This window comes from Aeromonas sp. 95A (genome assembly GCF_051919235.1).
In the GTDB taxonomy this organism is placed as follows: Bacteria; Pseudomonadota; Gammaproteobacteria; order Enterobacterales; family Aeromonadaceae; genus Aeromonas; species Aeromonas veronii.
In genome coordinates this window covers 1753396-1765828 of sequence record NZ_JBQBFC010000001.1, presented here as the reverse complement: position 1 = coordinate 1765828, position 12433 = coordinate 1753396, and the positions used below count along the sequence as shown (strand labels likewise).

Sequence of the window (12433 nt, the reverse complement as noted above, 5' to 3'; positions counted from 1 at the left end):
CGGGATCCATATTTACACCTGTTTAGGGTGTCGGCCGGTGGTGTCCTGGACAAAGTTATGATATAAAGCGCGCCGGAATGGGGAACTTGCGTCCCGATTTCATCACCCTTACTTAAACAACACACACACATCGACACATATGCCGGGGTGCCTTAACGGGTCGGTTATATGGGATGTGTGGAGGCCTAACCCCAATACAGAGGTATAAAATGGCTAAAGTTTCTATGCGCGACATGCTGCAAGCCGGCGTTCACTTCGGTCACCAGACTCGTTACTGGAACCCGAAAATGAAATCCTACATCTTCGGTGCCCGCAGCAAAGTTCACATCATCAACTTGGAAAAAACCGTTCCGATGTTTGACGATGCCATGAACTTCATCAGCTCCGTAGCTGCCAAGAAAGGCAAGGTACTGTTCGTTGGTACCAAGCGTGCCGCGTCTGAAGCCGTAAAAGAAGCCGCTGAGCGTTGCGACCAGTTCTATGTAAACCACCGCTGGCTGGGCGGTATGCTGACCAACTGGAAAACCGTTCGTCAGTCTATCAAGCGCCTGAAAGATCTGGAAACCCAGAGCCAGGACGGTACCTTCGACAAGCTGACCAAGAAAGAGGCGCTGATGCGTACTCGCGAAATGGAAAAGCTGGAGAAGAGCCTGGGTGGTATCAAGAACATGGGCGGCCTGCCTGACGTTCTGTTCGTTGTCGATGCCGACCACGAGCATATCGCTATCAAAGAAGCCAATAACCTGGGTATCCCGGTAGTTTCCATCGTTGATACCAACTCCAACCCGGACGGCGTTGACTATGTCATCCCGGGTAACGACGACGCTATCCGTGCCGTACAGCTGTACCTGAATGCTGCTGCTGACACCGTACTGGAAGCTCGCGCTCAGGACATCGTTGTTCAAGCCGAACAAGATGGCTTCGTTGAAGCTGAGTAATTGATAAGGACTGTAAAGCCCTTATTAACCAAGCTGATGTAATTGGTTAGCAGGGGCCCTTGTGGCCCCTGTTTCTTGTCAATTCAAGACCGAGGATACTGGACATGGCTAACGTTACTGCCGCCCTGGTAAAAGAACTGCGCGAGCGCACTGCCGCTGGCATGATGGATTGCAAAAAAGCACTGGAAGAAGCTGCTGGTGATATCGAGCTGGCAATTGAGAACATGCGCAAATCCGGTCAGGCCAAAGCTGCCAAGAAAGCTGGCCGTATCGCCGCTGAAGGCGTTATCTTTGCTCGCACCGAAGGCAACGTTGCCGTCATGATCGAGCTGAACAGCGAAACCGACTTCGTCGCCAAAGATGCCAGCTTCATGGCAATGGGCCAGAAGATCGCTGACATCGCTGCGACCCAGAAAATTGCTGACGTTGACGCGCTGAAAGCCGCTGACTTCGGTAACGGCGAATCCGTCGAGCTGACCATCACCAACCTGATCGCCAAGATCGGTGAGAACATGAACCTGCGTCGCGTGATGCTGGTTGAAGGTGACAACCTGGGTACCTACGTTCACGGTTCCCGCATTGGTGTTATCACCAAGCTGACCGGTGGTTCTGCCGAGCTGGCCAAAGATCTGGCCATGCACGTTGCTGCCAACAGCCCGCAATTCGTCAAGCCTGAAGACGTGTCTGCTGAAGTCGTTGCCAAAGAGCGCGAAATCCAGATCGACATCGCCATCAACTCCGGCAAGCCGAAAGAGATCGCCGAGAAGATGGTTGAAGGCCGCATGAAGAAGTTCACCGGTGAGGTTTCCCTGACTGGTCAACCGTTCGTGAAAGATCCTTCCATGACCGTTGCCGAGCTGCTGAAGAAAGAAGGCGCTGACGTTGTCTCCTTCACCCGTTTCGAAGTGGGCGAAGGCATCGAGAAGCAAGAGACCGATTTCGCTGCTGAAGTTGCAGCCCAAATCGCGGCCGCTCAAAAGGCCTAATCGAACCGGTTTTTCCGTTTCCCCAGACCGCGACTTATGTCGCGGTCTTTATATGACCAGGAATCAGTGACATGAGTACCAATCCCAAACCTGCATACAGACGTGTTCTTCTGAAGTTGAGTGGTGAAGCCCTGCAAGGATCCGAGGGTTTCGGCATTGATCCGGCGGTGCTGGAGCGGATGGCCCAAGAGATCAAAGAACTGGTTGAGTTGGGTGTTCAGGTCGGTCTGGTCATCGGTGGCGGCAACCTGTTCCGTGGTGCCGGTCTTGCCAAAGCGGGCATGAACCGCGTGGTGGGCGACCACATGGGTATGCTGGCAACCGTGATGAACGGTCTGGCCATGCGTGATGCCCTGCATCGTGCTTATGTGAATGCCCGTCTGATGTCTGCCATCTCCCTGCAAGGCGTCTGTGACTCCTACAGCTGGGCCGAGGCAATCAGCCAGCTGCGTGCTGGCAAAGTCGTTATCTTCTCTGCCGGTACCGGCAACCCCTTCTTCACTACCGATTCTGCGGCTTGTCTGCGCGGGATCGAGATCGAAGCTGACGTGGTGCTCAAAGCCACCAAGGTTGATGGTGTATACAACGAAGATCCGGTCAAGAATCCGGATGCCGTGCTGTATCATGAACTGAGTTATGATGAAGTTCTTGAAAAAGAGCTCAAGGTGATGGATCTTGCTGCCTTTACCCTGGCACGTGACCATGATCTGCCGATCCGTGTGTTCAACATGAACAAACCGGGTGCCCTGCGCCGGGTTGTCATGGGTGAACCGGAAGGCACTCTGATCCACCACGTTGGTAAATAAGATAAAAGTGAGCCACCTGGCGCTCTTATCCTATCCATCACGTCAGTAAATAAGATAGACACGGGCCGTGTAGCGGCTCGTTCGCCAAAAGGAAAACCACTGTGATCAACGAGATTAAAAACGACGCCAAGGACCGTATGGGCAAGAGCGTAGAAGCGCTCAAGACTCAAATGTCCAAGATCCGTACCGGCCGCGCTCACCCGAGCCTGCTCGACGGCATCCAGGTTGAGTATTACGGTGCTGCCACTCCGCTGAAACAGTTGGCCAACGTCGTGGCAGAAGATGCTCGCACCCTCTCCATCTCCATTTTTGACCGCTCCATGATCCAGGCGGTAGAGAAGGCGATCCTGACCTCCGATCTGGGCCTGAACCCGTCCAGCAATGGCCAGACCCTGCGCGTGCCGCTGCCGCCGCTGACCGAAGAGCGCCGTCGTGACCTGACCAAGATCGTCCGTGCCGAAGCGGAAAACGCCCGTGTTGCCGTGCGCAACATCCGTCGTGACGCCAACGCCGATCTGAAAGCGCTGCTGAAGGACAAAGAGATCTCCGAAGACGATGATCGTCGCGCCCAGGAAGAGATCCAGAAACTGACCGACTCCTACATCAAGCTGGTCGATGAGGCCCTTGCCGTAAAGGAGAAGGAGCTAATGGAAATCTAACCGTCTGAAAGGTATATTACGAGCGCCGTGTAGTGCCCCTGCACGGCGCTTTTGTCTTTGTGGGAGAATTACATGTCGCTTTTGGCTGCGTTGGGTGATTGTGCCAACTCGTCTTTACCCCGTCACGTCGCCATCATCATGGATGGTAACGGTCGCTGGGCCCAGAACCGAGGCAAGATGCGGGTTTATGGCCACAAGGCGGGCGTCAAGTCAGTGCGCGAGGCCGTTACCTTTGCTGCGCGTGCCAAGATCGAGGCATTGACCCTGTTTGCATTCTCCAGCGAGAACTGGCGCCGCCCGGAAGGGGAGGTCAGTGCCTTGATGGAACTGTTCATCACAGTGCTGGGTCGTGAGGTGCAGAAACTGCACAACAACGGGATCCGGCTCAAGGTGATTGGCGATACTGCTCGCTTTAGTGAGCGGTTGCAGGCCAAAATCGCCAAGGCGGAAGCCTTGACCGCCAATAACAAGGGGTTGACCCTGAACATTGCGGCCAACTATGGCGGCCAGTGGGATATCGCCCAGGCGGCCCGCAAGCTGGCTAAAGCAGTGGCGGCCGGTGAACTGGCCGCTGACGACATTGATGAATCCATGTTGACCCGCGAGGTTTGCATGGCCGATCTGCCACCCGTGGACCTGTTGATCCGCACCGGTGGCGATCATCGCATCAGCAACTTTGTGTTATGGCAGCTCGCCTATGCCGAGCTCTATTTTACCCCGGTATTGTGGCCTGATTTCAACGAGGCCGAGTTCAGTGAGGCGGTTGCCTCTTTCGTTGCCCGCGAGCGTCGCTTCGGTTGCACGGGTGAACAGATACGGGAATTGATCGCCGAGCAGCAGACCGGCTAAACCCCGCTCCCAAGAGAGAGGTTTCTTTTGCTAAAACAACGAATTATTACTGCTTTGATGTTGATCCCCCTGGTGTTGGGGGCGCTCTTCTTTCTGCCATTGAAATTTTTTGCCCTGTTGGCAGCGCTGGTGTTTTTGTTGGCCAGTCGCGAATGGAGTGGGTTTGTCTCTGCTGCTCCGCAGCAATGGTTGCCCATCGTATTTTGTCTGTTGCTCGGTGCCAGCCTCTTTTGGCTGCCGGTAGAGCAACTCTGGACGCCCCATCTGCACCCCCTGGTGATGGGCGTGCTCTGGACCGCGGTAAGCTGGTGGCTGCTGGGCCTGCTGCTGGTGCTGCGCTATCCCCAAAGCGCCAAGCTGTGGAAAGAGTCTATCTGGCTCAAGTCGCTGTTTGGTCTGGTGACCCTGGTTCCCTTCTTCTGGTCGCTGGTCGCAATCCGTGGTTACAACTTTTACCATGACCCCATGATGGGGGCCTGGATCCTGTTGTTCGTGATGGGACTGGTCTGGGCGGCAGATTCTGGCGCGTATTTTTTCGGCAAGGCGTTCGGTAAGCACAAGCTGGCACCGGCTGTGAGTCCGGGCAAAACCATCGAAGGAATGTGTGGCGGCCTCTTTACCGCCAGCCTGCTGGCCATCGGCGTTACCTGGTCGATGGGATTTGTTCCTGCCAAGATGATCACCGTGCTGTTTTGCTCTCTGCTGGCGGTGCTTGCCTCCGTACTCGGTGATCTGACCGAGAGCATGTTCAAGCGCGAAGCGGGCATCAAGGACTCCGGCACCCTGCTGCCGGGTCATGGGGGCATTCTCGACCGGATTGACAGCCTGACCGCCGCCCTGCCGGTGTTTCTGCTCAGTTATCTGCTACTCAGTCAGGAGTTTTGATGCACAAGTCACTGGTTATTCTGGGAGCCTCCGGCTCCATTGGTCAGAGTACCTTGAAAGTGCTGCGCCATAACCCGGGCAGTTGGCAAGTGTTGGCGTTGACCGCCGCCCGCAACGTGGATGCTATGTTGCGGGACTGCCTCGAATTCTCCCCCCGTTTTGCCGTGATGGTCGATGAGGATGCCGCCCGTGAACTGGCTGCCCGTCTGAAAGCGCACGGCAGTGCGACCCGGGTCATGTCTGGTGCAGCAGCCCTTTGCGAGGTTGCCGCTCACCCCGACGCCCATAGCGTGATGGCAGCCATCGTCGGTGCGGCCGGACTGGCCCCGACCATGGCCGCGGTACGTGCCGGCAAGCGTATTTTGCTGGCCAACAAGGAGGCGCTGGTGATGTCCGGTGCTTTCTTCATGGAGGCCGTGCGAGAGCATGGCGCCGAGCTGCTGCCCATCGACAGCGAACACAATGCCATCTTCCAGTGTCTGCCGACCGCCGTGCAGCGCCAGCCCGGTTTTTGCGATCTAGCGGCGGCGGGGATCAGCAAGATTTTGCTGACCGGTTCCGGCGGCCCGTTCCGTTACACCGAGATCAGCGAGCTTGCCAAGGTGACGCCGGCGCAGGCTATCGCCCATCCCAACTGGTCGATGGGGGCCAAGATTTCGGTCGACTCCGCCACCATGATCAACAAGGGGCTGGAGTACATCGAGGCGCGCTGGCTGTTCAATGCGGCGCCCGAGCAGATCCAGGTGGTGATCCACCCGCAGTCGGTGATCCACTCCATGGTGCAGTACAAGGATGGCTCCGTGCTGGCTCAGCTTGGCAATCCGGATATGTGTACCCCCATCGCCCATGCGCTGGCTTATCCCAATCGCATCCCTTCCGGTGTGGAACCTTTGGATTTCTTCAGTGTCGGAGAGTTCAGCTTTATCCGGCCTGATTATGATCGTTATCCCTGTCTGGCGCTGGCCATCAATGCCTGCCAGAAGGGACAAGCGGCGACCACTGCGCTCAATGCAGCCAACGAGGAGGCGGTTGCCGCCTTCCTGGCCGGGCGCATCGGCTTTATGGATATTGCCCGGATCAACGAGGCAGTGATGCTGGCGCTGGAGAGCAGCGCCGTCGGCTCGCTCGATGATCTGTTTGCCCTGGACGGTGCGGCAAGAGCCCGTGCTCACACTTTGATTGAGGAGCTTGGCTGATGGGCGGTGTGTTGTGGAATATCGGTGCCTTTGTTGTTGCGCTGGGCCTGCTGGTCGCGGTGCACGAGTTTGGTCACTTCTGGGTGGCCCGTCGTTGTGGCGTCAAGGTTGAGCGCTTCTCTATCGGTTTTGGCAAGGCGATCTGGCGCCGGATGGGTAAAGATGGCACCGAATATGTGCTGGCGCTGATCCCGCTCGGTGGTTACGTCAAGATGCTCGATGGCCGGGTCGATGAACTCAAGCCCGGTGACGAGCAGTATGCCTTCAACCACAAGAGTGTCTGGGCGCGAATGGCGATTGTTGCCGCAGGTCCTATGGCCAACTTCGTCTTTGCCCTGTTTGCCCTCTGGCTGATGTTTATCATCGGGGTGCCGAGTGTCAAGCCGGTGATCGGTGAAGTGCGTCCGGCATCCATAGTTGCCGAGGCGGGTGTGCTGCCGGGGATGGAGATTGTCGGGGTCGGCGATGAGCAGACCGGTGACTGGGAGAGCGTCACTTACGCCCTTATCAGCCATCTGGGTGATGATGCAGTCACCCTGAAAGTGCAGGCACCCAATACCAGCTATGCCACCGATAAAACCTTGTCGCTGACCGGCTGGACTTTTGATCCGGATAAAGAGTCGCCCATCGGCAGCTTGGGGATCGTCCCCCTGAGTGGCAAAGTGCTGCCAGTCGTGGCTGCCGTGGTGGCCAAGAGTGCCAGTGAAAAGGCGGGGCTGCAGGTCGGTGACCGTATCAAACAGGTCGGCGATCAGCCTATTACCGCGTGGGCCCAGTTTGTCGAACTGGTGCAGCAGGCACCGGGTGAACCCCTGCAAGTGGTGGTTGAGCGCAACAACAGTGATCTCAACGTGACTCTGACCCCGGATAGCCGCAAGGTGCAGGGCAAGCTGGTAGGATTCGTCGGTCTCTCGCCGCAACTGGTTCCATTACCGGATGAATATCGAATTCTGTTACAGTATGGGCCTTTGCAGGCGCTGTGGCATGGCGCGGACAAGACCTGGAGCCTGATCACGCTCACCTTTGACATGATTGGCAAGTTGATCGGTGGCATCGTGTCGCTGGACAACCTGAGCGGCCCCATCTCCATTGCCAAGGGCGCCGGCAGCAGTGCCGACTATGGTCTGGTCTATTTCTTGAGTTTTCTGGCGCTGATCAGCGTCAACCTGGGGATTATCAATCTGTTCCCCCTGCCGGTGCTCGACGGTGGCCATCTGGTCTATTTCCTGATCGAAGCGGTCACCGGCAAGCCGGTATCAGAGAAAATACAGGAAGTGGGTTTCAGGATCGGCGCCGCCATTCTGATGTTATTGATGGGCATTGCGCTGTTTAACGATTTCGCTCGCCTCTGAGGCCAGAGCATCAACAAGGACACATAAGAACAAAATGGCTGTTAAAAAAGCATTGGTGTTGAGTTGCCTGCTGGGTGCCAGTTTCCTGGCCCAGGCGGCCCCTGCCTCTTTTGTGGTGCAAGATATCCAGGTCGAAGGTCTGCAACGGGTGACCCTGGGTGCCGCACTGTTGAACCTGCCGATCCGGGTAGGTGATACCGTCGACTCCGTTGCTCTGGCCAGCGCCATCAAAAAGCTTTATGCCTCGGGTAACTTCGAGGATGTGAAGGTTTACCGTGACGGCCAGGTGCTGCAGGTGATGGTCAAGGAGCGTCCGACCATCTCCAGCATCGAGTTTGCCGGCAACAAGGATATCAAAGAGGAGCAACTGACCCAGAGTCTGGAGTCCTCTGGTATCCGTGTGGGCGATCCGCTGGATCGCACCGTACTCACTTCCCTCGAGAAGGGACTGGAAGATTTCTACTATGGCGTGGGTAAATACTCCGCCAAGGTCAAGGCCATCGTCACCCCGTTGCCGCGCAACCGGGTCGACCTCAAGTTCACCTTCGTGGAAGGGGAAGCGGCCAAGATCCAGCAGATCAACATCGTCGGCAACAGCGTCTTCCCTGAAGAGAAGCTGATTGCCCAGCTCTCCCTACGCGACGAAGTGCCCTGGTGGAACTTCACCGCCGATCAGCGCTATCAGAAGCAGAAACTGGCCGGTGATATCGAGACCCTGCGCTCCTACTACATGGACCGTGGCTATATCCGCTTCCAGCAAGAGTCTACCCAGGTCTCCATGACCCCCGACAAGAAGGGCGTCTACGTCACCCTCAACATCAAGGAAGGGGATCAGTACAAGGTCTCCGGTGTCCAGCTCAAGGGTGACCTGATCGATCGCGGTGGCGAGATGAAGGGATTGATCCCGATCGCTGCCGGCAGCACTTACTCTGCCAGTCAGGTGACTCATACCGAAGAGGTGCTCTCCAAGTTCCTCGGCCGTTACGGCTACGCCTATCCGAAAGTGGTCACCTTCCCGCAGATCAATGACAAGACCAAGGAAGTGGAGCTGATCGTCAACGTTGAGCCGGGCCCCCGTGTCTATGTGCGCAATATCAACTTCAGCGGTAACGCCACTACCGAAGATCAGGTACTGCGTCGCGAGATGCGCCAGATGGAGGGCACCTGGCTCTCCTCCGACAACATCGAGCAGTCCAAGAGCCGTCTCAACCGCCTTGGCTACTTCGAGAGCGTCGAAGTGGACACCAAGCGGGTGCCGGGCAACGATGACCTGGTTGACCTCGACTTCAAGGTCAAGGAGCAGCCAGCAGGCTCCATCAACGCCGGTATCGGTTACGGTACCGAATCGGGTCTGAGCCTGCAGGCAGGGATCTCTCAGAATAACTTTATGGGTACCGGTAAAACGGTCTCCATCAACGCCAGCACCAACGACTACTCCAAGAACGTTGACCTGAGCTACAACGACCCCTACTTCACTGTAGATGGTGTCAGCTTGGGTGGTCGGGTCTACTACAACCAGTTCCGCGCCGATGATGCCGATATCGTCGATTACGAGAACGAAACCATCGGTTTCCGTCTCTCCAGCGGCTTCCCGGTCAACGAGTTCAACCGTCTCGACTTCAGTACCGGTATCGAGAGTACCAAACTGAGCCGTCCATCGTTCAATGCCCAGAATTATCAGCAGTGTCTGGATGAAAATCCGGATACCAATGGCAATACCTACTGCTGGGATCAGTGGAATGATAACCGCCAGTCGGTGCAGATGGATCAGTTCTGGAATGCCTATTCACAGGATGGCGCTAACCTCGACTTCGTGACCGTCGATGTGACCGCTGGCTGGACCCGCTCCACCCTGAACAAGGGGATGTTCCCCACCGCTGGTGATCGCCAGCGTATCAACGCCAAGGTAACCGTGCCGGGCATGGAACTGCAGTACTACAAGCTCTCTGCCGAAGATGCCCACTACTTCCCGCTCGATGCGGACCACAACTGGGTGATGATCGGCAAGGGGCGCGTCTCCTACGGTAACGGCTATGGCGATGACGCCATGCTGCCGTTCTTCGAGAACTACTATGCCGGTGGTTTCGATACGGTACGTGGCTTCAAGAGCAATACCATTGGTCCTAAGGCTATTTACCAAAAATACTATAAGCCAGGCGAGAAAGATCCAAACGGTAATGTTTTATGTCCTAGTGACGGCAGTCCGTGTGGAACTGGTGGTTACGAAGGTTCCGATACCTCGGTGGGTGGCAACGCGCTGGCTGTTGCGTCACTGGAGCTGGTGTTCCCGACCCCGTTCGTCTCCGAGACCTATCGTCCGCAGATCCGTTCCACCATCTTTATGGATGCTGGTACCGTCTGGAGCACTGACTTTGCCAACGGGGCATATCCCTGTACCGCCAGTTCTAATTGCAACTACTTGAGCCAGGACTACTCCAGCCCGAGCAATATCCGGGTCTCTGCCGGTGTCTCCCTGCAGTGGCTCTCGCCCATGGGCCCGCTGGTGTTTGCCTTGGCCAAGCCGATCAAGAAATATGAAGGGGATCGCACCGAAGTCTTCTCCTTCAACATCGGTCGTACTTTCTAAGCAGAGTTTCGCCCCCACCCATGCGGTGGGGGTCTTCAATGATGGGACGCGCGGTATGCGTGCCTCACCAGGTAACAAGACGGTCCTAACGCCGCTTGCATAATCGGGTAAATCAGGTAGCCCTCGCCATGAGGGAACAAGGAGTAAGTGTGAATAAAGCGTTGAAAGTAGCTGGTTTGAGCTTTGCACTGATGGCTGCCGGCATGGGTTCTGCCTTCGCTGAGACCAAGATCGCCGTGGTGGATATGGGCGAAGTCTTCCAAAAGCTGCCCCAGCGTGAAGCCGTTGCAGCCAAGCTGAAAGGTGAATTCGAGCCGCGTATGCGTGAGCTGCAGAAGCTGGAACAGGAAGGCCAGAAGCTGGTCGAGAAGTTCCGCAAGGATGAAGCCTTCATGAGCGCCGAGCAGAAGAAGCAGAACCAGGAGAAGCTGGCCAAGCTGCAGATGGAGTTCAACCAGAAGCGTCAAGCCTTTGAGCAGGACAACGGCCGCCGTCAGTCCGAAGAGCGCAACAAGATCCTGACCAAGGTACAGGCTGCCATCGATTCCATCGCCAAGAGCAATGGTTACGATCTGGTGCTGGAGCGCAATGCCGCCCCGTATGCCGCCAGCAAGCTGGACATCTCCGGCCAGGTTATTTCTCAGGTAAGCAAGAGCAACTAATTGATGGCATTCACTCTCGCACAGCTGGCCCAGCAACTGGGGGCCCAGGTCCATGGCGACGGAACCCTGGAAATCCGCAAGGTAGCGACATTGGAAAAGGCCGGAGAGGGGGATATCACCTTCCTGTCCAACAAGAAGTACCGGCACTATCTGGAGCAGAGCAAGGCGACCGCCGTGCTCATTACAGAAGCGGATCTGCCATTTTGTCCCACCAATGCCCTGGTGCTCAAAGACCCCTATGTGGGCTTTGCCCGGGTAGCCCAACTGCTGGACACCACCCCGCAGCCGGCCACGGATATTCATCCGAGCGCCGTTATCGCGGCTGACGTGCAACTGGGCGAGAGCGTGGCCATCGGCGCCAATGCAGTGATCGAATCCGGCGTCGTGCTGGGTGACGATGTACGCATTGGCCCGGGCTGTTTTGTTGGCAAAAATACCCGGCTGGGAGCGCGCTCCCGGCTGTGGGCCAACGTCACCCTCTATCACAATGTGACTATGGGCGCCGACTGTCTGGTTCAATCCGGCACAGTGATCGGCGCCGATGGTTTCGGTTATGCCAATGAACGTGGCGAGTGGGTCAAGATCCCCCAGCTCGGCGGTGTGACCATTGGCAACCGGGTCGAGATCGGTGCCTGTACCACCATTGACCGCGGTGCGCTGGAAGATACCCGCATCGCTGATAATGTCATCATCGACAACCAGTGCCAGATCGCCCACAACGTGGAGATCGGTTACGGCACCGCCGTGGCGGGCTCTACCGTGATGGCTGGTAGTCTCAAGGTCGGCAAATACTGTATCATTGGCGGCGCTTCCGTCTTTAACGGGCATATGGAGATCTGCGACCAGGCCACCGTCACCGGTATGGCCATGGTGATGCGACCCATTACCGAGCCCGGTGTCTACTCTTCCGGCATCCCTCTGCAAACCAATAAAGAGTGGCGCAAGACCGCCGCCCGGGTGATGCGTATCGAAGAGATGCACAAGCGGTTAAGCAAGCTTGAGAAGAAGCTGGATCAAGAATAATCACGATTGGTATAGGGTACTGTTTTGACTACTGAAAAGAAGAGCCTGGGTATCCAGGAAATCATGGATCTGCTGCCCCACCGTTATCCGTTTCTGATGGTGGATCGTGTAGACGACTACGAGATCAGCGATGAGCGCAAAACCCTGCGCGCCATCAAGAACGTCTCGTTCAACGAGCCGATCTTCCAGGGGCACTTCCCGGCCAAGCCGGTGTTCCCGGGCGTACTGATCCTGGAAGCGATGGCACAGGCCACCGGTATCCTGGCCTTTACCATGGTGGGCAAGCCGTCTCCCAACGAACTCTACTATTTTGCCTCAATCGACAACGCTCGCTTCAAGCGTCCGGTCGGCCCCGGTGACCAACTGGTGCTCGACGTGGAGTTCCTGAAAGAGCGTCGCGGTATTGCCAAGTTCACCGGTGTCGCCACCGTCGACGGTGAAGTGGTCTGTACCGCCGAGCTGATGTGCGCCAAACGCGAGGTTTAACACA

General features: G+C 56.7%; 12 protein-coding genes. All 12 read left to right on the top strand.

Going from position 1 to position 12433, the window contains the following annotated elements; genetic code table 11:
* Window positions 1-209 precede the first annotated feature (209 nt).
* On the top strand, window positions 210-938 hold the full coding sequence (gene rpsB / locus ACTG2U_RS07735) for a 30S ribosomal protein S2 (protein ID WP_005303470.1): 729 nt from the start codon (window positions 210-212) through the stop codon (window positions 936-938).
* Between the two features lie 104 nt (window positions 939-1042).
* A complete protein-coding gene (gene tsf / locus ACTG2U_RS07730; protein WP_005338578.1) occupies window positions 1043-1924 on the top strand; it encodes a translation elongation factor Ts in 882 nt (293 codons plus the stop codon).
* Between the two features lie 71 nt (window positions 1925-1995).
* Window positions 1996-2730 carry a UMP kinase gene (gene pyrH, locus ACTG2U_RS07725; RefSeq protein WP_005338577.1) on the top strand — a complete coding sequence of 245 codons (735 nt, stop codon included), beginning with the start codon at window positions 1996-1998 and terminating at the stop codon, window positions 2728-2730.
* A 101-nt stretch (window positions 2731-2831) separates the two neighbouring features.
* Complete coding sequence (gene frr / locus ACTG2U_RS07720) at window positions 2832-3389, top strand: ribosome recycling factor (RefSeq protein ID WP_005338576.1); 558 nt, start codon at window positions 2832-2834, stop codon at window positions 3387-3389.
* 72 nt (window positions 3390-3461) lie between these two features.
* Entirely contained in the window at window positions 3462-4238 is a 777-nt protein-coding gene (gene uppS / locus ACTG2U_RS07715; protein ID WP_005338574.1) for a polyprenyl diphosphate synthase, read from the top strand.
* A gap of 27 nt (window positions 4239-4265) precedes the next feature.
* Complete coding sequence (locus ACTG2U_RS07710; protein ID WP_026034918.1) at window positions 4266-5123, top strand: phosphatidate cytidylyltransferase; 858 nt, start codon at window positions 4266-4268, stop codon at window positions 5121-5123.
* A complete protein-coding gene (gene ispC, locus ACTG2U_RS07705; protein WP_144714771.1) occupies window positions 5123-6319 on the top strand; it encodes a 1-deoxy-D-xylulose-5-phosphate reductoisomerase in 1197 nt (398 codons plus the stop codon). Before ACTG2U_RS07710 ends, ispC begins: the two co-directional genes overlap by 1 nt.
* Entirely contained in the window at window positions 6319-7671 is a 1353-nt protein-coding gene (rseP, locus tag ACTG2U_RS07700; RefSeq protein ID WP_005338567.1) for a sigma E protease regulator RseP, read from the top strand. Before ispC ends, rseP begins: the two co-directional genes overlap by 1 nt.
* 34 nt (window positions 7672-7705) lie before the next feature.
* Complete coding sequence (gene bamA, locus ACTG2U_RS07695; RefSeq protein WP_139443189.1) at window positions 7706-10258, top strand: outer membrane protein assembly factor BamA; 2553 nt, start codon at window positions 7706-7708, stop codon at window positions 10256-10258.
* Between the two features lie 149 nt (window positions 10259-10407).
* Window positions 10408-10920 carry an OmpH family outer membrane protein gene (locus ACTG2U_RS07690; protein ID WP_005338563.1) on the top strand — a complete coding sequence of 171 codons (513 nt, stop codon included), beginning with the start codon at window positions 10408-10410 and terminating at the stop codon, window positions 10918-10920.
* A 3-nt stretch (window positions 10921-10923) separates the two neighbouring features.
* Window positions 10924-11943, top strand: coding sequence for a UDP-3-O-(3-hydroxymyristoyl)glucosamine N-acyltransferase (gene lpxD / locus ACTG2U_RS07685; RefSeq protein WP_439974317.1), 1020 nt, complete (start codon window positions 10924-10926; stop codon window positions 11941-11943).
* 24 nt (window positions 11944-11967) lie between these two features.
* Window positions 11968-12429, top strand: a complete 462-nt coding sequence (fabZ, locus tag ACTG2U_RS07680) for a 3-hydroxyacyl-ACP dehydratase FabZ (protein ID WP_005338559.1) — start codon at window positions 11968-11970, stop codon at window positions 12427-12429.
* Window positions 12430-12433 lie beyond the last annotated feature (4 nt).

Excerpts from the sequence above, each read along its gene's own strand:
- rpsB (WP_005303470.1), top strand. The coding sequence starts at position 210 with ATGGCTAAAGTTTCTATGCGCGACATGCTGCAAGCCGGCGTTCACTTC.
- rseP (WP_005338567.1), top strand. The coding sequence starts at position 6,319 with ATGGGCGGTGTGTTGTGGAATATCGGTGCCTTTGTTGTTGCGCTGGGC.
- uppS (WP_005338574.1), top strand. The coding sequence starts at position 3,462 with ATGTCGCTTTTGGCTGCGTTGGGTGATTGTGCCAACTCGTCTTTACCC.
- lpxD (WP_439974317.1), top strand. The coding sequence starts at position 10,924 with ATGGCATTCACTCTCGCACAGCTGGCCCAGCAACTGGGGGCCCAGGTC.
- tsf (WP_005338578.1), top strand. The coding sequence starts at position 1,043 with ATGGCTAACGTTACTGCCGCCCTGGTAAAAGAACTGCGCGAGCGCACT.
- bamA (WP_139443189.1), top strand. The coding sequence starts at position 7,706 with ATGGCTGTTAAAAAAGCATTGGTGTTGAGTTGCCTGCTGGGTGCCAGT.
- pyrH (WP_005338577.1), top strand. The coding sequence starts at position 1,996 with ATGAGTACCAATCCCAAACCTGCATACAGACGTGTTCTTCTGAAGTTG.
- ispC (WP_144714771.1), top strand. The coding sequence starts at position 5,123 with ATGCACAAGTCACTGGTTATTCTGGGAGCCTCCGGCTCCATTGGTCAG.